The organism is Bhargavaea cecembensis, from assembly GCF_000826125.2.
Taxonomy (GTDB): Bacteria; Bacillota; Bacilli; order Bacillales_A; family Planococcaceae; genus Bhargavaea; species Bhargavaea cecembensis_B.
In genome coordinates this window covers 1,115,823-1,137,864 of record NZ_LN651373.1, presented here as the reverse complement: position 1 = coordinate 1,137,864, position 22,042 = coordinate 1,115,823, and the positions used below count along the sequence as shown (strand labels likewise).

The following is a 22,042-nucleotide window of genomic DNA, read 5'->3' as shown; positions in this document are numbered from 1 at the left end:
CCGATGACCGCCGCTTTTCTGGGAGCTGAAAGGATGGACGGATCCCCCGCCGCATAAAGCACGGCGGGCGGATCGATGAGGCATTTGAGTGATGAAGGATACAGGGGGTGTGTGCAGGGAATCGGGATGATCGACCGGGCGGCATACATGTCGGTGTACGGGGGGTCCGCCTGACGGTCGAGCCGGCTTTTGAGCAGCCCGGCTTTCGACGCATCCAGGTTGAGCAGGAGCGAAAGATCTGCGGCGCTCATCCGGTACAGGTCCTCAAGCCGGGGATCCGCCTCCAGAAGGGGGCCGAACCGGTTGAGCGGGGCCGGATAGGCATAGTGGAGCGCCAGCAGCCGTTCTTCGAATTCTTTGATTTTTTACAACCTCCCTGTCCGGCGATTGCCGGAAAATAGTAAAAGTGCGGCGCGAGTTGCGCCGCACTTTCATTTTAGTGTGTTTTGCACTGTTCGTACAGGCCTTTTTCTTTCAGGACCTTGATCATCGTTTCGCCGATGACGGACGGAGTCTCCGCAACCTTGATGCCGGCTGCTTCCATCGCTGCGATTTTGTCTTTTGCCGTCCCTTTGCCGCCGGAAATGATAGCGCCCGCGTGGCCCATGCGTTTTCCAGGAGGTGCCGTCTGGCCGCCGATGAAGCCTGTGACCGGCTTCTTCATGTTGGCTTTGACCCATTCGGCCGCTTCTTCCTCGGCGGTGCCGCCGATTTCACCGATCATGACGACCGCAAGCGTCTCGGGATCTTCGTTGAACTCTTTCAGGACATCGATGAAGTTCGTGCCGTTGACCGGGTCGCCGCCGATGCCGACTGCCGTCGTCTGGCCGATGCCTTCTTCGGTGAGCTGGTGGACCGCTTCATACGTGAGTGTCCCGGAGCGGGATACGACGCCGACGTGGCCTTTTTTGTGGATATAGCCCGGCATGATGCCGATCTTGCACTCGTCCGCCGTGATGACGCCCGGGCAGTTCGGCCCGATGAGGCGGGTTTTCTTGTCTTCCAGGTAGCGGACGACTTTCACCATGTCGAGCACCGGAATGTGTTCGGTGATGCAGATCGTGAGGTCGAGTTCCGCGTCGGCCGCTTCGAGGATCGCATCTGCCGCGAACGGCGCCGGAACGTAGATGACGGATACGGTTGCGCCCGTCTCCTTGACTGCTTCTTCAACCGTGTTGAAGACCGGAACGCCCTCGACTTCCGTGCCGCCTTTGCCCGGCGTCACGCCGCCGACGATTTTCGTGCCGTATTCGATCATTTGCTTCGTATGGAAAAGGGCCGTGGAGCCCGTGATTCCCTGTACCAGAACTTTTGTATCCTTATCGATATAAATGCCCATCGTTTTCCCGCCTTTCTTAGCCTACGAGTTCGACAATTTTTTGTGCGCCGTCCGCCATGGAGTCGGCAGAAGTGATGTTCAGACCGGATTCGTTGAGAAGCTTCTTGCCTGCGTCGACGTTCGTTCCTTCGAGACGGACGACGAGCGGCACTTCAAGTCCGAGCTGCTTCGTTGCCTGGATCACGCCTTCTGCGATGATGTCGCACTTCATGATGCCGCCGAAGATGTTGACGAAGATCCCTTTGACGTGAGGGTCGGACAAGATGATCTTGAATGCTTCCGTCACTTTTTCAGCCGTCGCGCCGCCCCCAACGTCGAGGAAGTTCGCCGGTCGGCCGCCGTAGAAGTTGATCGTGTCCATCGTAGACATGGCAAGGCCCGCACCGTTGACCATGCAGCCGATGTTGCCGTCAAGGGAAACGTAGCTGAGGTCGTATTTCGATGCTTCGATCTCTTTCGGGTCTTCCTCGTCGAAGTCACGCAGCTCCACGATGTCCGCGTGGCGGTACAGCGCGTTCGAGTCGAAGTTGAACTTCGCATCGAGTGCCATGACTTTGTCGTCTCCCGTCACGACGAGCGGGTTGATCTCGACGATCGAGGCATCCTTGCTGACGAACGCTTCGTAAAGGCCGAGGAACAGCTTGGCCGCCTTGTTGACGAGTTTGGCAGGGATGTTCATGTTGAATGCCATGCGGCGTGCCTGGAAGCCGGCAAGGCCGATGACCGGGTCGATGACTTCCTTGAAGATTTTCTCAGGTGTCTTCTCGGCCACTTCCTCGATGTCCATGCCGCCCTCTTCGGAGCCCATGAGGACAACGCGGTCCGTCGAACGGTCCACGACGAGGCTGATATAGTATTCCTTGAGGATGTCGGATCCTTCCTCGATGTATAGACGTTTTACTTCTTTCCCTTCAGGACCCGTCTGGTGCGTCACGAGGACTTTGCCGAGCAATTCCTTCGCATAGTCACGCACTTCATCAACGTTCTTGGCGAGCTTGACGCCGCCTGCCTTCCCGCGGCCGCCCGCGTGGATCTGGGCTTTGACGACTGTCACATTGCTGCCGAGCTCCTTCGCAGCCTTCACGGCCTCTTCCGGGGAAAATGCAACCATTCCCCGCGGAACTTCGACGCCGAATTCACGAAGAAGCTGTTTCCCTTGGTACTCATGGATATTCATCTTACATCCTCCAATCGAACTGCTGATTATTTCTTGCCATCCCCCATTGTAATCAACGCGTCACAAGTTGTCCATAAATGTAGACGGTCAGACGCGAATTTCGCTGTTTCGTGCCAGATATTCGGTGACCGGGGAGAATGTGGTGCGGTGTTCCGGGCAAGGGCCGTGCTGCTCGAGTGCTTTCATATGTGCGGCTGTCGGATAGCCGGCATTCTGCGCAAAGTCATACTCCGGATAGCTTTTATGGAGTTCCGCCATGTACCGGTCCCTTTCCGTCTTGGCCAGCACGGAAGCGGCAGCGACGGCGAGGCTTTTCGCGTCGGCCTTGACGATGCCGTGGCAGGGCATGCCCGAGTCAAAGTCCATGGCGTCGGCGATGACCGCATCCGGGCGGACTTCCAGGGACCGCACGGCAGCTTCCATGGAGCGCTTCGTCGCCTGGTAAATGTTGAGCCGGTCGATCTCGGAAGCCGGCTGGACATGGACAGACCAGGCGACCGCCGTTTCCCGGATCAGTCCGGCGAGCCGCTCCCGGTCTGTTTTCTTCATCGCCTTGGAATCATCAAGCCCCTCGAGCTCGGGCGAGTGGGCAGGCAGGATGACGGCCGCCGTGACGACCGGGCCCGCGAGCGGTCCCCTGCCCGCCTCGTCGACCCCGGCAACCGCATCTTGCGGTGCTTTCCGGAAGCCGTCATCAAACCGTTCCTTTTCAAGGTGGAGACGGCGGATCTCCTGTGCTTTCTTTTGCCTGCGCTCCCAGGAGCCGAGCAGCGTCCGGACTCCTGCGCGCCCGTCCCCCTTTAATTCTGAAAATAATTCCTCGCTCCCGTCGGCGGTTGCGAGCCATTCTTTCACTTCCCTGATCGTCATCTTCCCTGCCATGCAGATTCATTCCTTCCGGTATGTATGCCGCCTTCCGGGCAAGTCCGGAAAGCGGAAAAGGGCATGTCCCGCGAAAGGACATGCCCGGTTGTTTGTTCAGCGTTCGTCCGCAAAGTCGAACGAGAGCCTGCCGAGCTGCTGGTCCCGGATATCCCGGACGATCAGCTCCGACACGCCGTCTATGTCGACGATCCCGCCTTTTTCATAGACCCGCCTGCGTTCGCCGATATGCTCGAATGCCTCGGAAATCCCTCCGGAAAGGTCTTGGAGGCCGTAGCGCTCTTCCAGCCGCTCCGGGTAACGGGATTCCAGGAATCTCAGGCCGTATACGGCAAGATCCTGCTTTTCGGTGATCGTGTCCTTGATCGCACCGGTGAGCGCGAGCTTGTACCCCGCCTCCGGGTCCTCGAACTTCGGCCAGAGGATGCCCGGCGTGTCGAGGAGCTCCAGTTCCTTGCCGACCTTGATCCACTGCTGGGCTTTCGTGACGCCCGGCGTGTTGCCGGTCCGTGCGATGTTCTTCCCGGCGAGGCGGTTGATGAGCGTCGATTTCCCCACGTTCGGAATCCCGACGATCATCGCGCGGATCGCCCTCGGCCGGATGCCCCTCGCCGCCATCCGGTCCCATTTCTCTTTCAGGATGAGCTTGGATGCCTTCGTCACTTGCTGAAGGCCTTTGCCGTCGAGCGAGTTGATCGCGACGGCATCGTGCCCTTGTTCACGGAACCGCTCGAGCCAGCGGGCGGTCTCGGCGTCGTCGGCCATGTCTTTCTTGTTGAGGATGAGGAGCCGCGGCTTCTGGCTGATCACTTCGTCGATCATCGGGTTGCGCGAGGATTCGGGCAGCCGGGCGTCGATCAGTTCAAAGACGATGTCGACCATCTTCAGCTTTTCGGTTACTTCCCTGCGGGCTTTCGCCATATGTCCCGGGAACCATTGGATTGTCATTTTGTCATCTCCCTAACGGACAATCCCGAAATCGGCGATCGGCCAGAATACGAGGCTCGTGTTCCCGATGATTTCATCGAACGGGATCACGCCGATATGCCGGGAGTCCTTGCTGAACCGCCGGTTGTCCCCCATCACGAACACATGACCCTCCGGCACGGTGGCGCGCTGGATCTTGTCCTCGAGCGTGAAGTCCTCCGTCAGCGGACCGTCAGCGATGGCCGCTTTGTACTCATCGAGGTACGGCTCGTCATACGCCTTGCCGTTGATGAAGAGCTGATCGTCCTTGTACTCGACGTGGTCTCCGGGAAGGCCGATGATTCGTTTGATATAGTCTTTGCGCTCCGGAGCGTGGAACACGACGATGTCGAATCGGTCCGGGCCGCCGATGCTGTATCCGATCTTGTTCACGATCATTTTGTCGCCGTCCTCGAGCGTCGGCATCATCGATTCGCCGTCGACCACGATCGGAGTAAAGAGGAAATAGCGGATGAGGGCCGCGAGCCCGAAGGCGATCAGGAGGACTTTCGTCCACTCCCATAATTCATTTTTCTTTTTCTCTTCTGTCATCCCTTCGGCCTCCCAGTTCAATTTCTTCTATTGTACAGTGTATGAATGAGCGAGGCAAAAAGAAAAGGAGCCGGCGAGGGCTCCCTTTCGATGTGGTTTATCGGATTTCTTTGATGCGGGCTGCTTTTCCGCGCAGGTTGCGGAGGTAGTACAGCTTCGCACGACGGACTTTACCGCGGCGAGTCACTTCAAGTTTCGCGATTTTTGGCGTGTGTACAGGGAACGTACGCTCCACTCCTACGCCGTAGGAGATTTTGCGGACCGTGAATGTTTCGCTGATGCCGCCGCCGCGACGCTTGATAACAACTCCTTCGTATACCTGGATCCGTTCGCGTGTGCCTTCGACGACTTTTACGTGTACACGTACTGTGTCGCCCGGGCGGAACGTCGGGAGATCCGTGCGGAGTTGCTCCTTCGTGATATCTGCAATGATGTTTGTCATGTTTCCCTCTCCTTGCTACAGATGCTCATGCATTGTTGCGCTGCAGCGGAACACCGTAATCGAGCGCTTCGCATGGAAGCACAGAATGAATGATAACACAACCGGCGTCTGCCGGCAAGTGCCAGTTGCAGAGCCGGGGAATAAAAAAGTGAGTGTTGATTTCCGCTGCAGGCGGACGCTTTCCGCGGGCACGGCTTTAGTCTCCTCGTCGCTTCGCTCCTGCGGGGCCTTCAGCTCGCGCTATTCCCGCAGGAGTCGCCGCCTTCCGCTCCAATCAACTTTCCAGGCCAGCCATCGCCGACAACTCCACTGAAACAAAACCGTTTCCCGGCTCAGCCTTTCCAGCCAATGCTTTTCAGGTAGTTCTTCTGGCGGTCGGTGAGGTCGGCTTTGCCGAGCAGGTCGGGACGGCGTTCGAGTGTGCGGGCGAGCGACTGTTCTTCCCGCCAGCGGTCGATTTCGGCGTGGTTTCCCGACATGAGGACGTCCGGCACTTTCATGCCCCGGAAATCGGCGGGGCGGGTGTAGTGCGGATGCTCAAGGAGCCCCGTCGAGAAGGAGTCCTGCTCGGGGGATGCCTCGTTTCCGAGCACGCCCGGCAGGAGCCGGACGACGCTGTCGATGACGGTCATCGCCGCAAGCTCGCCTCCGGTCAGGACAAAGTCTCCGATCGAGATCTCGTCCGTGATGAGATGCTCACGGATGCGCTCGTCGTAGCCTTCATAGTGGCCGCACAGGAAGATCAGGTCCTCCTCCCGGGAAAGCTCTTCCGCCTTCCGCTGGGTGAACCGCTCCCCCTGCGGGCACATGAGGAGGATCCGTGGCTTCCGGCCCTCTCCCGTCAGGCTTTCGACGGCCCGGAACAGCGGCTCCGGCTTCAGCACCATCCCCGCCCCTCCGCCGTACGGATAGTCGTCGACCTTGTGGTGCTTGTCGGTGGCGAACTCCCTGAAGTCGCGGACGGATAGCCGGGCGGCACCCTGGTCCTGTGCACGCTTCAGGATGGAGGAGCCGAAGACGCCCGTGAACATTTCCGGGAAGATGGAAAGCACCGAAATGTTCATCAGGACAGAAGCCCCTCGATCGGATCGATGACGATCCGCTTTTCCTCTGGTGCGACTTCAAGGACGACATCGTCGATGAACGGGATGTAGTGCATCTTCCCGGCGGAATCCTTGACGGCCCAGACATCGTTCGCACCCGTGCTGATCACTTCGGTGACTTCCCCGATTTCGCGTCCGTCTTCCGCAAACACGGTGCAGCCGACGATTTCGTGATAGTAATACTCGCCTTCCTCCAGTTCGCCGAGGTCCTCCTCCGACACTTTCAGGATGCCGTCCCGGTATTTCTCGACATCATTGATGTTCGGATGGCCCTCAAATGAAAGAAGGTCGAAGTTTTTATGGACCCGGTGCGAGGCGACCGTCAGGATGACCGGCTTGGACGACCCCGGCATGAACAGGCCGAGACGGTTTCCTTCCGCATACCGCTCCTCCGGGAAGTCCGTCCGGGAAATGACCCTCACTTCGCCGCGGATTCCGTGTGTATTGACAATTTTCCCGACATTATACCAGTTCAACAAAATCCCTCCTTGACGTTCATTTAAAATGAAGAAAAAGGAAGGAACAAATGCTCCTTCCTTCCTGTCAGTCCATGATGTCCACGCGCACCCGTTGCCGGCCGGCGGCGGAAGCTGAATTCACGATGGTCCGGATCGCGCCGGCGACCCGTCCCTGCTTCCCGATCACTTTTCCCATATCGTCCGGATGTACGGACAGCCGGCAGACGAGCCTGCCCTGCTGTTCTTCCGTCTCCACCCGGACCTTTTCCGGATGATCTACGAGCGGTTTGACGATCGTCTCAATCAGCTGCTTCATCATGTCGCCCCCGTAAACGAATTATTTTGCGGTCTTGGCGTTGTGGTACTTTTCCATGATCCCCTGCGAGGAGAGGAGGTTGCGGACTGTGTCGGACGGCTTAGCGCCGTTCTCGAGCCATTTGAGCGTGAGCTCTTCGTCGATCTTGAGTTCAGCCGGCTTTGTGAGCGGGTTGTAAGTGCCGATCGTTTCGATCTGGCGTCCGTCACGCGGGGAGCGGGAATCCGCTACAACGATACGATAGAAAGGCGTCTTTTTTGCGCCCATGCGTTTGAGTCTGATTTTAACTGCCATTTTTGATAGCACCTCCGAGTAGTTTCACACAAGATAGTATAATATCAAGGGTTGTTCCGTTTGTAAAGTGTTTTTTCTTAACACATCATTTAAACAGCGAGTCGAGCCCCGGAAGTTTCATCTTCTTGCGACCCTTCCCCTGCTGCATGCCGGACATCTGCTTCATCATCTTTTTCATTTCATCGAACTGCTTGAGCAGGCGGTTCACTTCCTGGATGGACGTGCCGGAGCCGCGGGCGATCCGCTTTTTCCGGCTTGAGTTGATGATGTCCGGGCGGGATTTCTCCTCGGTCGTCATCGACTTGATCACCGCTTCGACCCGCGCCATCTGGCCTTCATCGACCTTGGCGTTCTCGAGCCCCTTGATCTTGCCGGCACCCGGGAGCATCTTCAGCAGTTCATCGAGCGGGCCCATCTTTTTCACCTGTTCCAGCTGCTCCAGGAAATCGTCGAATGTGAACGACTGGTCCCGGAATTTCTGTTCCAGTTCCTTCGCCTTGTCTTCGTCGACGCCGGCCTGTGCTTTCTCGATGAGCGACATGACGTCACCCATGCCGAGGATCCGCGAAGCCATCCGCTCGGGATGGAACGGCTCGATCGCATCGAGCTTCTCGCCCATCCCCGCGAACTTGATCGGCTTCCCGGTCACCGAACGGATCGACAGGGCGGCGCCGCCGCGCGTGTCCCCGTCCAGCTTCGTCAGGACGACGCCCGTGACGCCGACCTGTTCGTCGAATGTCTCCGCGACGTTCGCCGCCACCTGGCCGGTCATGGCATCGACGACGAGGAAGACCTCGTCCGGCTTCACGGCGCTGTGGATGTCCCGCAGTTCGCCCATGAGCGCCTCGTCGATCTGGAGCCGTCCGGCGGTATCGATGAAGACGACATCATAATGCTCTTCCTTCGCCTTCTCGACCGCCTGTTTGGCGATTTCGACCGGCGACACATCCGTACCGAGCGAGAAGACCGGCATGCTGAGCTGCTTTCCGATCGTCTCGAGCTGCTGGATCGCGGCGGGACGGTAAATGTCGGCTGCCGCGAGCAGCGGTTTCCGGTTGTATTTCTTTCGGATGAGGTTTGCAAGCTTGCCGGTCGTCGTCGTCTTGCCGGCACCCTGCAGGCCGACCATCATGATGACGGTCGGCGGCTTTTTGGCGAATATTAGCAGGTCTGCTTCGCCGCCCATCAGGTCCGCGAGCTCATCGCGGACGATCTTGACGACCTGCTGGCCGGGCGTGAGGCTCTCCATCACGTCGGAGCCGACCGCCCGCTCACTCACCTTCTTGACGAATTCCTTGACGACTTTCAGGTTGACGTCGGCCTCGATGAGCGCAAACCGGACTTCGCGCATCATTTCCTTCACATCGGCCTCGGTCACCTTGCCTTTGCCCTTGATATTCTGGAGCGTTTTCTGCAGGCGCTCAGCCAATCCTTCAAATGCCATTTGTGCCCGCCTCCCGGTTAATCATATTGTTTCAGTTCCTCCAGACGCCCGATGATCTCTTCGGGCTTCGAGGTCCCTTCCCTGATCATCTCGGCAAGCGCTTCGAGTGCATCGTGCCGCTCCCTGAACTTGCCGAAAAGCCGGAGCTTCTCTTCATATTCCTCAAGCATCGCCTCGGTGCGGCGGATGTTGTCATATACTGCCTGCCTGGACACGCCGTATTGCTCGGCGATTTCCCCGAGCGACAGGTCGTCCAGATAATACAGTTCCATGTAGCTCCGCTGCTTATCGGTGAGGAGCGCCTGATAAAAGTCGAGCAGGAAGTTGATGCGGGTTGTCTTTTCAAGAAGCATTGTGCTCCTCCCCCCTGTCTCTTGACGTTGTCATTTTATACGGGGAAAGACGTCCTGTCAAGGGAATTCCCTTGTCTGTCATTCGGCTTCTTCTTCCGCCTCTTCTTGTTCCAGCCCTTCGGCGAAAAGGCCGTACACATACCGCTCCGCATCGAACGGCTGCAGGTCGTCGATGCCTTCGCCGAGTCCGACCAGCTTCACCGGAATGCCGAGCTTGTTGCGGATGGCGAGGACGATCCCGCCCTTCGCCGTGCCGTCGAGCTTCGTGAGGACGATGCCGGTCACATCCGTGGCTTCTTTGAAGGTTTCCGCCTGGATGAGGGCGTTCTGCCCGGTTGTCGCATCGAGCGCCAGCAGCGTCTCATGCGGCGCGTCCGGCATTTCCCGGCGGATGACGCGATGCACTTTCTCCAGCTCGTTCATGAGGTTCACTTTGTTCTGGAGCCGTCCGGCCGTATCACAGATGAGGACATCGGCTTTCCGGTTCTTCGCGGCGCGGATCGCGTCATACATGACGGCCGCCGGATCCGAACCTTCCGCCTGGCGGATCACTTCCGCGCCGACCCGGTCGCCCCATACTTGCAGCTGGTCGATCGCTCCTGCCCGGAACGTGTCGCCCGCCGCAAGCATGACCTTTTTCCCGTCGGCAATGAAGCGGCTGGCGAGCTTGCCGATCGTCGTCGTCTTGCCGACGCCGTTGACGCCGACGAACAGGAGGACGGTGAGCCCGTCTTCCTGGATGTTGAGCTCGCTGTCCGCCTCGCCGCCGCCCCGGTAGATGTCGACGAGTTTCTGGGAGATGACGGACTGGATCCCTTCCGTGTCCTTGACATTTTTGCGCTGGACTTCGAACCTCAGGTCATCCATCAGATCCATGACCGTCTCGAATCCGACATCCGCCTGAAGAAGCAGGTCTTCCAGCTCTTCAAAGAAATCCTCGTCGACTTTGCGGTACCGCGCGATCAGGTCGTTCACTTTCGAAGTGAATGACGTGCGGGTCTTTTCCAGGCCTTCCTTGTATTTCTCGGTCGTTTCATCCGGCTGCCCGGTGATCTTGTCTTTCAGCTTTTTAAAGAAGCTCATGAACTTTCCCCTTTCAGACCCGGTCCGCCGGCCGGCACGGGTTCTTCGTATTCAATGCCGTCCCCCTCCGTCAGCTTGACGGAAACCGGCTTGGAGATGCCGGATTCCTGCATCGTGATGCCATAGAGAACGTCGGCCCCTTCCATCGTCCCCTTCCGGTGGGTGATGACGATGAACTGGGTTTCGCCGCTGAATTTTTTCAGGTAGCGGCTGTAGCGGAGAACGTTCGCTTCATCAAGTGCGGCCTCCACTTCATCGAGCACACAGAACGGCACCGGCCGCACTTTCAGGATGGCGAACAGGAGCGCAATCGCCGTGAGCGCCCGCTCCCCCCCGGACAGCAGGCTCAGGTTCTGGAGCTTTTTTCCCGGCGGACAGGCGATGATGTCGATGCCCGTCGTGAGCATGTCATCGGGGTCCGTCAGCACGAGTTCCGTCCGGCCTCCGCCGAACAGCTCTCTGAATACGATGCCGAACTGCCGGTTCACGGCGTGGAACGTGGAGCTGAACCGCTCGGTCACTTCCGCGTCCATCTCGCCGATCGCCTCTTCAAGCGTGCTTTTCGCCTCCAGCAGATCATTCCGCTGGTCGGTCAGGAAACCGTGGCGCTCGGATACCGAGGCGAATTCATCGATCGCCCCCGTGTTCACCGGCCCGAGCTCTTCGATGGACTGCTTCAGGAGACGGACTTTCCGCCGTGCCCCTTCTTCATCCAGCCCTTCCGGGAACGGGAACTCGGCCGTCGAAGCGTCCTCGAACCCGTAAGTCTCCGATAAAGTCTCAGCGAGCGTCTCGAGCTCATAGCCGAGACGTCCTGCCCGGAGCTCCGCCTCCCGCACGGTTTTGGCATGTTCAGCTTTTTTGGCCGCCGCTTCCCGGAGGCGGGTTTCGGCGAGCGTGATCTTCCCTTCCAATGCCGCCCGCCGGCCCACCGCGTCGGCCACGGCCTGTTCCGCGGCGGTCCGGCGTTTTTTCCACCCGGCCAGTTCACGGTCGATATCTTCCGGTCCGGGTCCGTCGGTTCCGTCTCCTTCCAGCCAGCCGATCTCTTCCCTGAGCCGCCCGGCACGCAGTCCGAGCTGGTCCAGCTCGCTTTGAAGCCCGGTTGCCGCGGTCACCGCCTGGGCCGCCTGTTCCGACAGCACGGCGGCTTCCGAACGGAGTGCGCCGAGCCGGTCCATCATCCGGTCCCGCTCGTTGCGCCCCTGTTCATACAGTTCGCCGAGCTTTTCGATTTCTTCTGACATGCCCTTCAGTTCATCGGCAAGCTCCGCCTTCCTCCGCTCGGCATCCTCAAGCCGCTTCCGGAGGCCGCCTGCAAAGCCTGCCGTTCCCTGTTCTTCGTCCGTGAACAGGGCGGCCCTGTCCGCAAGCTGCCGCTCCGAGGATTTCAGTTCCGCGAGTCGTTCGTGGACTTCCCGTTCGGCGGTGCGCAGTTCTTCAAGGGCTTTCCGGTTTGCCGACCGGGAACCGGCGGCTTCCTGCCGGCTGCTTTTCAGGGAGCGGACGGCTTCTTCGGCGAGGCGGATCGACTTCTCCAGACGGCCGAGGTCCCCGGATACGGTTTCCAGCTCCGCTTTCCTCATGAAGATTGGGTTGTTCCGTTCCGATCCGCCGCCCGTCATGGATCCTCCCGCATTGACGACGTCGCCGTCGAGCGTGACGACCCTGTACCGGTAGCCGGCCATCTTCGCCATCTCGTTCGCGCCTTTGAGCGTCCGGGCGAGAATGACATTGCCGAGCATATTCCGGACAATCATCTCGAACTCGGGGTCGGCCGTGACGGCTGAATCCCCGGTTCCGACGAAGTCGCCGTGCCCCCCGATCCGCGACAGCGTCGATCCGTCGACCTGCCTCGGCTTCATGACCGGCAGGGGAAGGAACGTCGCCCGGCCCTTCCGGCTCTCCTTCAGGTGGGCGATGGCCCGGCGCGCGTCCGCTTCGGAAGCGGTGACGATGTGCTGCATCCCTCCGCCGAGTGCGGTTTCGACCGCCTTCGCATACTCCGGACGCACATCCAGCAGGGTCGCCACCGCCCCTTTGATGCCGGTCAGCCTTCCCGCTTCGGATGCGCGCAATATTTCCTTTACGCCCGTATGGAAGCCCGCATGCTCGGCTTCCATCGCGAGTAGGGCTTCCTTGCGACCTTTCAGCTTCTCCTGCAGGCTGTATGCCTTGTAGAGCTGCTCCTGTTTTTCCGACAGTTCTTCCGCGAGCCGGCGTTCGGCCTCTTCCTGCCCTGAATCCAGCCGGGCCGCCTCGGCTGCCCGTTCCCGGCAAAGCCGGGCCTCTTCTTCCGTCTTTTTCAGGAGGTCGCGGATCTCAGCGAGCCTGGATGCCGCCTCTTCGGCACGGGAACGGTTCCGCTCTGTCGTCTGTTTCTGCTGATCGATCTGCTGGGCGAGGTGCTTCAGCTCGTTGTTGACCGCAGCCTCTTCGCTCAGTCGTTCGATATAGGCGGATTTCAGCTCCTCGATCTTCTGCTCGGTCTCGCCGAGCGGACGCCCTGCCACATCCTGCAGCCGCCGGATCTCTTTGCGCGCTTTGGCCAGCGCTTCCCGGCGGTCCGCCGACAGGCGCTCCGCATCGTTTTTCTTCGTTTCCGTCAGCCGTAGGGATTCTTCGGCTTCGGAAAGATCGGAGCGCAAGCGCTCAAGCTGGCGCGCCGCATTCGTGCGCCGCTCCTGCATGACGAGCTTGCGCCCTTCCCATTTCTCCGTATTGGCCACTGCTTCCGCCAGCGTTTGATGCAGTCCATCCAGCTCCTCGGTCAGCGAAGCCGACTGCCGGCGCAGGGAGGCGAGGCTCTTTTCATGGCCATCCGCCTCGACCGATACTCGGCTCTCCCTCTCTGACGCTTCCATGAGTTCTTTGCGGACGGATTCCAGCCGGCTGCGGTTCATCTCAAGGTCATGGGCGATGAGAGCGGTCTCCGCCGCCTTCAGTTCATTGCCCATCGCCAGGAAATCCTCGGCCGCAGAAGCCTGGATCCGGAGGGGCTCCAGCCGCCCCTCGAGCTCATAGAGAATATCAAGCACCCGGTTCAGGTTGTCTTCGGTCTCAAACAGTTTATGCTCGGCCTTCCGGCGGCGCTGTTTGTATTTCAGCACGCCGGCAGCCTCTTCGAAGATCGCTCTCCGGTCCTCCGGCTTGCTGTTGAGGATTTCGTCGACGCGGCCCTGGGAGATGACCGAGAACGCTTCCTTGCCGAGCCCCGAGTCCATGAACAGATCGGTGATGTCGCGCAGCCGGCAAGCTTGCCGGTTGATCTGGTATTCGCTGTCGCCCGACCGGAAAACCCTTCGGCTGACGCTGATCTCCTGAAAGTCGAGCGGCACCCGGCCGTCCGAGTTGTCGAGGACGAGCGTCACTTCGGCAAAGTTGAGCGGCTTTCTCGATTCGCTTCCCGAAAAGATGATGTCTTCCATCTTGCCGCCCCGGAGCGTCTTCGCGGACTGTTCCCCGAGCACCCAGCGGATTGCGTCGGTGACATTGCTCTTGCCGCTGCCGTTCGGTCCGACCACGGCGGTGACCCCCGGCACGAAGTCAAGCCCGATGCGTTCGCCGAACGACTTGAAGCCGAAGATCTCCAATCGTTTTAAATACAATTCAGTCCGCCTGCCCTTCCGTTTTCCGCAGTTCGGCGATGGCATGGCGGGCTGCAAGCTGTTCCGCCTCTTTCTTGGACTTTCCTTCCCCGCGGCCGAGTTCCTTTCCGTCGACCGTGACGGAGGAAACGAAAATGCGGTCGTGGGCCGGGCCTTTTTCCTCAACGATCCGGTACTGCAGGTTGCCGCCCGCATCCTGCTGGACGATCTCCTGCAGCTGGCTCTTGTAATCCATCACATGGGAAAAAGCACCGACTTTCACTTTCGGAAAGACTACGCCTTCCAGGAACTTTCCGACCACTTCGAACCCGTGGTCAAGATAGAGGGCACCGACGAACGCCTCGAAGACATCGGCGAGCAATGCCGGACGCGTCCGGCCGCCGGTCTGCTCCTCCCCCTTCCCGAGCAGGACATACTTCCCGAAGCCGAGTTCGTTCGCGAATTGGACGAGTGACGGTTCGCAGACGATGGCTGCACGGAGCTTCGTCAGTTCGCCTTCGCTCATGGATGGATAGGTGTCGAATAAAAAGCGGGAGACCGTCAGTTCGAGCACGGCATCTCCGAGGAACTCGAGCCGCTCGTTGTCGTCGCGGATCCGCTTCCGGTGCTCATTCACATAAGATGAATGAGTGAATGCTTTGTAAAGGAGGGCGGGGTCGCTGAACGCGATGCCGTATTCCTCCTGGAACCCCGCAAATTTGCGGTGGACCGATTCGGGATATGAATCCCGCTTGCTGTGACGCTCATTTCGATTCATGGTCATGATGATCTGCCTTTCGGTGGTTGGATATATGCACAGTTTACCTGTTCCCGCCTGTTTTCGCAAAATGGAAAAGAGGCGGCCGCTTTCCCTGAACAGGTACGGCAGCAGCCTCCACAAAGCCGGTCAGCCGACTTTTTCTTCGATATAGTTCACGGCATTGCCGACAGTTCCGATCTTCTCCGCATCTTCATCGGAGATTTCAAGATCGAATTCGTCTTCAAGCTCCATGACGAGTTCCACTACGTCAAGGGAGTCGGCACCGAGGTCTTCACGGAAGGAAGCTTCGGGCTTCACTTCGCTTTCGTCCACGCCGAGACGGTCGACAATCACTTTCGTTACACGTTCCAGGACAGTTGCCAAACTGATTCACCTCCTCTCAAGGATTAGTATTTTCTCACATCACCATGCCGCCGTCGACATGGAGGGTCTGGCCGGTGATGTAATTGGAATCATCCGAAGAAAGGAACAGAACGGCATTTGCCACGCTTTCCGGGGAGCCGAGCTTTCCGAGTGGGATCTGGCCGAGCATGCCTTCCTTCACTTCTTCCGGAAGCTTTCCGGTCATGTCGGTCTCGATGAAGCCCGGTGCGACCGCGTTCACCCGGATGCCCCGGGCGCTCAGTTCCTTGGCGGCCGTTTTCGTCAGGCCGATGACGCCGGCTTTCGCCGCGACATAATTGGCCTGGCCGGCATTCCCGGCGACTCCGACGACGGAAGCCAGGTTGACGATCACACCGGACCGCTTCTTCATCATCGGACGGGCGACCGCTTTTGTGCAGAGGAAGACGCCCTTGAGATTTGTATCGATGACGTCATCCCATTCGTCTTCCTTCATCCGCATCAGCAGATTGTCTTTCGTGATCCCCGCATTGTTGACGAGGATATCCACAGAGCCGAAACGGGAGACCGTTTCGTCGACGAGCCGCTTCACGTCGTCCGCTTCGTTGACGGACGCCCGGACGGCAAACGCCTCGCCGCCGGCCTCCTCGATGAGCCGGACCGTTTCGTTCGCCTTTTCTTCGCTTCCCGCAAAATTCACGGCCACGCGTGCGCCTTCGGCTGCGAGCCGGATGGCGATCGCCCGCCCGATCCCCCGTGAGGAACCGGTGACGATTGCCGATTTTCCATCAAGTTTACCCATTCAGGACCATCCTTTCGCGGCCTCGACGGCCTTGGCCAGCGTCTCCCCGTCTTCCACTTTCAGAACGGTGACGGACCGGTCGATCTTGCGGATGAGCCCGGACAGCACGCCGCCCGGTCCGCATTCGATGAACCGCGTTACGCCAAGATCGAGCATCGTCCGGACCGACTCTTCCCAGCGCACCGGCGAATACAGCTGCTCGACGAGGAGCTCCTTCATCTCGTCCGGCTCCGTTGCCGGACGGGCGGTGACATTCGTGATGACCGGGAATCCGGGACGGTTGAATGCGACGGCGTCCAGCTGCTCCCGCAGCCTGTCGGCGGCCGGTTTCATAAGCGACGAGTGGAACGGCCCGCTCACATCGAGCGGGATCGCCCGCTTGGCGCCTGCCTCTTTGGCAGCCGCGCAGGCGCGCTCGACGCCTTTCCGGCTCCCGGAAATAACGATCTGGCCGGGGCAGTTCAGGTTGGCCGGCTGGACCGGGTCGCCGCTTTCGGTAATATTCTCCGTCACCGTGCGCAATTTCTCCGCATCCAGGCCGAGAATGGCCGCCATCGCCCCTTCGCCCGCCGGAACGGCGTCATTCATGTAAAGGCCTCGGCGATGGACAGTTTCCGCCGCGTCCCCGAAGCCGAGGACCCCGGCTGAAACGAGGGCCGTGTATTCACCGAGGCTGTGGCCTGCGGCATAGTCGGGACGGATGCCCGCCTGCTTCAGCGCCGCATCGATGGCGGCGCCGGCCGTCAGGAGCGCCGGCTGGGCGTTGTATGTAAGCGTCAATTCTTCCTGCGGGCCTTCCAGCATCAGTTTGCCGAGGTCGAATCCGAGGCGCCGGTCCGCCTCTTCGCGAAACCGGGCGCCTTCTCTGCCTTCCCCGATGAAATCCGCGGCCATTCCCGCTTTCTGGGACCCCTGGCCCGGGAAGACGAATGCAATCTTACTCATGTTCCCCCATCCTTCCGATCGTCTCGCCGATTTGTCCGGCCACATCGTACTCGGCCATGGTCCGGGCCTGCCGGATGGCGTTTTTGATGGCGTTCGCATTCGACGAGCCGTGTGCTTTGATCAGCGGAGCCTTCAGGCCGAACAGGCCCGCTCCGCCGTACTCTGTATAGTCCATCTTTTTCTTCAGGCCGCCGAGCCCGTCTTTGGCAAGGAGGGCGCCGATCTTTCCTTTCGCCGAGGACATGAATGCTTCTTTGAGCATGTGCATCAGCCCCTGGGCCGTTCCTTCGATCGTCTTCAGGACCATATTGCCCGTGAAGCCGTCCGTGACGACGACGTCTGCGACTCCGTTCAGGAGGTCACGCGCCTCCACGTTCCCGATGAAATTGACGGGAGCCTGCGCGATCAGCCCATAGGCCTCTTTCGTCAGTTCGTTCCCTTTGTTTTCCTCGGTGCCGATGTTCAAGAGGCCGACTCTCGGCTTCTGCAGACCCGTCACCCGCTCGGCGTAAATGCTGCCCATGACGGCATACTGCGCGAGGTGCCGGGGCTTCGCATCGGCGTTCGCCCCCATATCCAGCATGAGGAATCCGCTGCCGTCCACCGTCGGAAGCGTCGGGGCAAGCGCCGGCCGGTCGACGCCGTCCATCCGCCCGACGACGAACAGTCCGGCGGCCATCAATGCACCGGTATTGCCGGCGCTGACGCCCGCATCCGCCTCTTTGTCCCGCACGGCCTGCGCCATACGGACCATGGAGGCGTCCTTTTTTCTACGGACAGCACGGACCGGCTCATCGTCTCCTTCGATCTTTTCGGAACAGTGGATGACATCCAGCCGTTCGTGCCGGGCGATGTCGGGTCCGATCGCCTCCCGGTCCCCGTACAGCCGGATCCGGATATCCGGAAATTCCTCAAGCGCCCCGCGGACACCGTCCACAATGGCGTCCGGCGCATTGTCTCCGCCCATCGCATCTACTGCTATGATCATTGCTGTCCCTCTTTTCCTCGCTCGTGGGTCCGGTACATCTCGAATGTCCCGGTGAAAACGGTCTCTTCCCCGACCGTCGAGACGACCTTGACGATGGAGCGGCGGGGTTTCCGCCCTTCCGGCAGCACTTCCGCCTTCGCCACCACCCGGTCGCCCGCATGCACGGGCTTCCTGAACTCCAGATCGGATTTCGCCGTCAGGGCGAGTTCGTCGTCGATAACCGCGACGGCCAGGGAGTTCGCCTGGGCGAACAGATGATGGCCGCGTGCAATGCCGTTCCGCTGGAAGACATGATCTTCCGTGACGTCAAAGACCGAGACGGCCCGCTTGTCCAATTCGATGTCCAGCACGTCCCCGATCACTTCGTCGATCGGCAGCGCCTTCACATCGTCCAGGGTCCGGGCCGCGACGTCCTTCAGCCGTTCCCTCAGTTCCGGGATTCCAAGCTCCATCCGGTCGAGGCGGACGGTCTGGACACTGACGGCAAAATGCTCCGCCAGGTCGCCGTCTGTCAGGAGGGGGTTCTCCCGGAGGAGCGCCGTGAGCCTCTCCTGCCGCTCTCTCTTCTGCAATCTCATGTTTTCACCACCGGATTAGCACTTGGTACTAACATCAGTATATAAATTCAAAAGGGAGATTGCAAGCACGTTCCGGCGCACAAAAATATCCGATGAACGGTTCAATCGATCCGTTCATCGGACAGCGCTCCGGATTCTTCGATCATGCCGCGGAGACAGGCATATTCAGGGTCGTTCCAGAATTCCTCGCCGGCGACGAGCCGTTCCGCGTCCACACGGGCGGTGTTGAGGGCCCTGTAGTCATGGACGGGGTCGGCAACCTTGAAGTCCGGCATGCCGCTCTGACGCTTGCCGAAGAAGTCTCCCGGCCCGCGCAGCTCCAGGTCTTTCTCAGCCAGGCGGAAGCCGTCATTCGTCTCGGTCATCGACTGCATCCGCTCCTTGCCGATCTCGGTCTTCGGGTCCGCCAGCAGCACGCAGAAAGATTTGTGGGCGCCCCGCCCGACGCGTCCCCGCAGCTGATGAAGCTGCGAGAGCCCGAACCTCTCCGCATCGGAGATCACCATGAACGTCGCGTTCGGCACGTTGACGCCGACTTCGACGACCGTCGTGGAGACGAGCGCATCGAGGCGGCCTTCCGCGAATTCCCGCATGACCTCCTCTTTTTCGTCGGGATGAAGCCGGCCGTGCATGAGGCCCACCCGGAACCGGCCGCCGAAGTACTGGCGGATCTGCTCATACATGTCGACCGCATTCTGGACGTCCAGCTTGTCGGACTCTTCGATGAGCGGGCAGATGATGTATGCCTGCCGGCCCTGGCTGAGTTCATCGCCCATCCGGCGCAGCACGGCGTGCAGGGACTCCCGCTTTGTCCAGTACGTCTCGATCGGCTTCCTCCCGGCCGGCATTTCATCCAGGACCGAGACATCCATCTCCCCGAACGCGGTGATGGCGAGCGTCCTCGGAATCGGGGTGGCCGTCATGAAGAGGACGTCCGGATCTTCCCCTTTTTCTTTCAGCACCCGCCGCTGGGCGACGCCGAACCGGTGCTGCTCGTCGGTGATGACGAGGCCCAGCCGCTTGAACGAAACGTCCGGCTGGATGAGGGCGTGCGTCCCGATCACCAGGTCCAGTTCTCCCGAAGCGAGTTTTTCGAGGATGATGCGCCGCGCCTTCGTCTTTGTGGAACCTGACAGAAGGGCGATCGTGACGCCGTGCGGCTCGAGCCACTCCGCCAGCGTCTGGGCGTGCTGCTCCGCCAGGATCTCGGTCGGGGCCATCAGCGCCCCCTGCGCGCCCGCGGTGATGGCGGCGTAGAGAGCGACCGCGGCGACCGCCGTTTTCCCGGAACCGACATCTCCCTGGAGAAGCCGGTTCATCCTGACCGGCTCCTTCAGTTCGGCGCACAGTTCATTGACGACCCGTTTCTGGGCACCCGTCAGCTCAAACGGCAGCGACTCGATGAACAGGCGGACTTGATCGACATCGTAATGAAGGACCGCCCCCCGGCCGGCCTCTTTGCGGATTTTCTTCATCGCCTGCATTTTCAGCTGGTATCCGAGAAGCTCCTCATAGACGAACCGGCGGCGCGCATGTTTCACATGCTGCGCGTCCCGGGGGAAGTGCATCCCCACGAGCGCTTCGGCGATCCCCGGAAGGCGGTACTCTGCCCGGATTTTTTCGGGCAGGCAGTCTTCCAGTTCGGCGGCCACGGCATCGAGCGCACTCCGGATGTATCGCCGGAACGTCTTCTGATGCATGCCGCCCTTTAGGCTGTAGACCGGTTCGAAGTCGTCGCCGTCCTGTTTCGGGCCTTCCTTGAACGAGCTCACATTGATGATCTGGCGTCCCCTGTCCCATTTCCCGGTGACGGTGATCGTCATGCCGGGGGTGAGCCGGTTTCTCAGGTAGTGCTGGTTGAAGAACACGGCCTTGACGAGATGCCGGCCCGCCAGAAGACGGATCTGAAGCCGGGACTTGTTGCGGCCGGAAAAGAAAACGGAAGGCTCGCTTTCGACCCTTCCTTCAATGGTGACCCGTTCTTCGTGGGGTGTTTCGGCCAGATCTTTCAGCCGGTTGTCTTCATGGCGGTACGGAAAGGTCATGACCAGGTCGCCGACCGTCAGGACTCCGAGTTCCGCCAGTGTCTTGGCNTTTTTCTTCCAGCCCCCGCCGCTGGGCGACGCCGAACCGGTGCTGCTCGTCGGTGATGACGAGGCCCAGCCGCTTGAACGAAACGTCCGGCTGGATGAGGGCGTGCGTCCCGATCACCAGGTCCAGTTCTCCCGAAGCGAGTTTTTCGAGGATGATGCGCCGCGCCTTCGTCTTTGTGGAACCTGACAGAAGGGCGATCGTGACGCCGTGCGGCTCGAGCCACTCCGCCAGCGTCTGGGCGTGCTGCTCCGCCAGGATCTCGGTCGGGGCCATCAGCGCCCCCTGCGCGCCCGCGGTGATGGCGGCGTAGAGAGCGACCGCGGCGACCGCCGTTTTCCCGGAACCGACATCTCCCTGGAGAAGCCGGTTCATCCTGACCGGCTCCTTCAGTTCGGCGCACAGTTCATTGACGACCCGTTTCTGGGCACCCGTCAGCTCAAACGGCAGCGACTCGATGAACAGGCGGACTTGATCGACATCGTAATGAAGGACCGCCCCCCGGCCGGCCTCTTTGCGGATTTTCTTCATCGCCTGCATTTTCAGCTGGTATCCGAGAAGCTCCTCATAGACGAACCGGCGGCGCGCATGTTTCACATGCTGCGCGTCCCGGGGGAAGTGCATCCCCACGAGCGCTTCGGCGATCCCCGGAAGGCGGTACTCTGCCCGGATTTTTTCGGGCAGGCAGTCTTCCAGTTCGGCGGCCACGGCATCGAGCGCACTCCGGATGTATCGCCGGAACGTCTTCTGATGCATGCCGCCCTTTAGGCTGTAGACCGGTTCGAAGTCGTCGCCGTCCTGTTTCGGGCCTTCCTTGAACGAGCTCACATTGATGATCTGGCGTCCCCTGTCCCATTTCCCGGTGACGGTGATCGTCATGCCGGGGGTGAGCCGGTTTCTCAGGTAGTGCTGGTTGAAGAACACGGCCTTGACGAGATGCCGGCCCGCCAGAAGACGGATCTGAAGCCGGGACTTGTTGCGGCCGGAAAAGAAAACGGAAGGCTCGCTTTCGACCCTTCCTTCAATGGTGACCCGTTCTTCGTGGGGTGTTTCGGCCAGATCTTTCAGCCGGTTGTCTTCATGGCGGTACGGAAAGGTCATGACCAGGTCGCCGACCGTCAGGACTCCGAGTTCCGCCAGTGTCTTGGCCGCTTCCTTTCCGATCCCCTTCAGGGTGCCGACAGGATCAGTCAACGCCACTTTGGGCTTCCTTCTTTCCGAAGATCTCCGCTTCCAGCCGCTTGCCGGTCGGCGTTGCCGCGAGCCCGCCTTTTGCCGTCTCGCGCAGCGCGGACGGCATGGCGCGGCCGATCTTGTGCATCGCCTCGATCACTTCGTCCGTCGGGATGACGCTGACGATGCCGGCAAGCGCCATGTCGGCACCGACGATCGCCTTGGCGGCCCCCATCGCGTTACGCTTCACGCAAGGCACTTCGACGAGTCCGGCCACCGGATCGCAGACGAGGCCGAGCATGTTCTTCATGACGATCGAGAACGCCTCCGCACTCTGCTGCGGGGT

Annotated in this window: 23 protein-coding genes and 1 pseudogene; all 24 read right to left on the bottom strand. The window is 60.2% G+C overall.

Translation table 11 applies throughout. The annotated features are described in order from the left end of the window. Positions 1-251, bottom strand: a pseudogene (locus tag BN1189_RS16165) (DNA-processing protein DprA); the annotation flags it as partial. 185 nt (positions 252-436) lie between these two features. Continuing rightward, complete coding sequence (gene sucD, locus BN1189_RS11140; protein WP_040228106.1) at positions 437-1,339, bottom strand: succinate--CoA ligase subunit alpha; 903 nt, start codon at positions 1,337-1,339, stop codon at positions 437-439. A 16-nt stretch (positions 1,340-1,355) separates the two neighbouring features. Then, a complete protein-coding gene (gene sucC / locus BN1189_RS11135) occupies positions 1,356-2,516 on the bottom strand; it encodes an ADP-forming succinate--CoA ligase subunit beta (protein WP_040228104.1) in 1,161 nt (386 codons plus the stop codon). An 87-nt stretch (positions 2,517-2,603) separates the two neighbouring features. Beyond that, positions 2,604-3,398 carry a ribonuclease HII gene (locus BN1189_RS11130; protein WP_040228103.1) on the bottom strand — a complete coding sequence of 265 codons (795 nt, stop codon included), beginning with the start codon at positions 3,396-3,398 and terminating at the stop codon, positions 2,604-2,606. 96 nt (positions 3,399-3,494) lie between these two features. Next, complete coding sequence (ylqF, locus tag BN1189_RS11125; protein ID WP_040228102.1) at positions 3,495-4,346, bottom strand: ribosome biogenesis GTPase YlqF; 852 nt, start codon at positions 4,344-4,346, stop codon at positions 3,495-3,497. A 12-nt stretch (positions 4,347-4,358) separates the two neighbouring features. Beyond that, positions 4,359-4,916 carry a signal peptidase I gene (gene lepB / locus BN1189_RS11120; protein WP_040228100.1) on the bottom strand — a complete coding sequence of 186 codons (558 nt, stop codon included), beginning with the start codon at positions 4,914-4,916 and terminating at the stop codon, positions 4,359-4,361. 97 nt (positions 4,917-5,013) lie between these two features. Continuing rightward, on the bottom strand, positions 5,014-5,358 hold the full coding sequence (gene rplS / locus BN1189_RS11115) for a 50S ribosomal protein L19 (protein WP_040228099.1): 345 nt from the start codon (positions 5,356-5,358) through the stop codon (positions 5,014-5,016). A gap of 332 nt (positions 5,359-5,690) precedes the next feature. Continuing rightward, positions 5,691-6,422, bottom strand: coding sequence for a tRNA (guanosine(37)-N1)-methyltransferase TrmD (gene trmD / locus BN1189_RS11110; protein ID WP_040228098.1), 732 nt, complete (start codon positions 6,420-6,422; stop codon positions 5,691-5,693). After that, positions 6,422-6,937, bottom strand: a complete 516-nt coding sequence (gene rimM / locus BN1189_RS11105) for a ribosome maturation factor RimM (RefSeq protein ID WP_040228096.1) — start codon at positions 6,935-6,937, stop codon at positions 6,422-6,424. Before rimM ends, trmD begins: the two co-directional genes overlap by 1 nt. A gap of 67 nt (positions 6,938-7,004) precedes the next feature. After that, positions 7,005-7,235 carry a KH domain-containing protein gene (locus BN1189_RS11100; protein ID WP_040228095.1) on the bottom strand — a complete coding sequence of 77 codons (231 nt, stop codon included), beginning with the start codon at positions 7,233-7,235 and terminating at the stop codon, positions 7,005-7,007. A gap of 21 nt (positions 7,236-7,256) precedes the next feature. Beyond that, positions 7,257-7,529: a 30S ribosomal protein S16 gene (gene rpsP, locus BN1189_RS11095; protein WP_040228094.1), complete on the bottom strand. Its 273-nt coding sequence runs from the start codon at positions 7,527-7,529 to the stop codon at positions 7,257-7,259. Between the two features lie 85 nt (positions 7,530-7,614). Next, positions 7,615-8,973 (bottom strand): signal recognition particle protein, encoded by a 1,359-nt coding sequence (ffh, locus tag BN1189_RS11090; RefSeq protein WP_040228092.1) that lies wholly within the window; start codon positions 8,971-8,973, stop codon positions 7,615-7,617. Positions 8,974-8,990: 17 nt separating this feature from the next. Next, the gene (locus BN1189_RS11085) at positions 8,991-9,326 is read right to left on the bottom strand and encodes a putative DNA-binding protein (protein ID WP_040228091.1); all 336 of its coding nucleotides are present in this window, start codon (positions 9,324-9,326) and stop codon (positions 8,991-8,993) included. 78 nt (positions 9,327-9,404) lie between these two features. Further along, complete coding sequence (ftsY, locus tag BN1189_RS11080; protein ID WP_040228090.1) at positions 9,405-10,409, bottom strand: signal recognition particle-docking protein FtsY; 1,005 nt, start codon at positions 10,407-10,409, stop codon at positions 9,405-9,407. Continuing rightward, the gene (gene smc / locus BN1189_RS11075) at positions 10,406-14,017 is read right to left on the bottom strand and encodes a chromosome segregation protein SMC (RefSeq protein WP_040228089.1); all 3,612 of its coding nucleotides are present in this window, start codon (positions 14,015-14,017) and stop codon (positions 10,406-10,408) included. The genes ftsY and smc overlap by 4 nt, the downstream gene beginning before the upstream one ends. Position 14,018: 1 nt before the next feature. Continuing rightward, positions 14,019-14,774 (bottom strand): ribonuclease III, encoded by a 756-nt coding sequence (gene rnc, locus BN1189_RS11070; protein ID WP_143242320.1) that lies wholly within the window; start codon positions 14,772-14,774, stop codon positions 14,019-14,021. 129 nt (positions 14,775-14,903) lie between these two features. Next, positions 14,904-15,140 carry an acyl carrier protein gene (gene acpP, locus BN1189_RS11065; protein WP_040228086.1) on the bottom strand — a complete coding sequence of 79 codons (237 nt, stop codon included), beginning with the start codon at positions 15,138-15,140 and terminating at the stop codon, positions 14,904-14,906. A gap of 34 nt (positions 15,141-15,174) precedes the next feature. Continuing rightward, the gene (fabG, locus tag BN1189_RS11060) at positions 15,175-15,921 is read right to left on the bottom strand and encodes a 3-oxoacyl-[acyl-carrier-protein] reductase (protein ID WP_040228085.1); all 747 of its coding nucleotides are present in this window, start codon (positions 15,919-15,921) and stop codon (positions 15,175-15,177) included. After that, positions 15,922-16,866: an ACP S-malonyltransferase gene (gene fabD, locus BN1189_RS11055; protein ID WP_040228083.1), complete on the bottom strand. Its 945-nt coding sequence runs from the start codon at positions 16,864-16,866 to the stop codon at positions 15,922-15,924. It lies immediately after the preceding gene. Further along, a complete protein-coding gene (plsX, locus tag BN1189_RS11050) occupies positions 16,859-17,854 on the bottom strand; it encodes a phosphate acyltransferase PlsX (RefSeq protein WP_040228081.1) in 996 nt (331 codons plus the stop codon). Before plsX ends, fabD begins: the two co-directional genes overlap by 8 nt. Beyond that, positions 17,851-18,432: a transcription factor FapR gene (gene fapR / locus BN1189_RS11045; protein ID WP_040228079.1), complete on the bottom strand. Its 582-nt coding sequence runs from the start codon at positions 18,430-18,432 to the stop codon at positions 17,851-17,853. The genes plsX and fapR overlap by 4 nt, the downstream gene beginning before the upstream one ends. A 101-nt stretch (positions 18,433-18,533) precedes the next feature. Next, the gene (gene recG, locus BN1189_RS11040; RefSeq protein WP_257125416.1) at positions 18,534-20,477 is read right to left on the bottom strand and encodes an ATP-dependent DNA helicase RecG; all 1,944 of its coding nucleotides are present in this window, start codon (positions 20,475-20,477) and stop codon (positions 18,534-18,536) included. Further along, positions 20,455-21,723 (bottom strand): DEAD/DEAH box helicase, encoded by a 1,269-nt coding sequence (locus BN1189_RS11035; RefSeq protein WP_052455822.1) that lies wholly within the window; start codon positions 21,721-21,723, stop codon positions 20,455-20,457. Before BN1189_RS11035 ends, recG begins: the two co-directional genes overlap by 23 nt. Continuing rightward, positions 21,710-22,042, bottom strand: a 333-nt coding sequence (locus BN1189_RS11030) for an L-serine ammonia-lyase, iron-sulfur-dependent, subunit alpha (RefSeq protein WP_040228077.1), incomplete at its 5' end; no start/stop codon positions are given. The genes BN1189_RS11035 and BN1189_RS11030, both read right to left, overlap by 14 nt.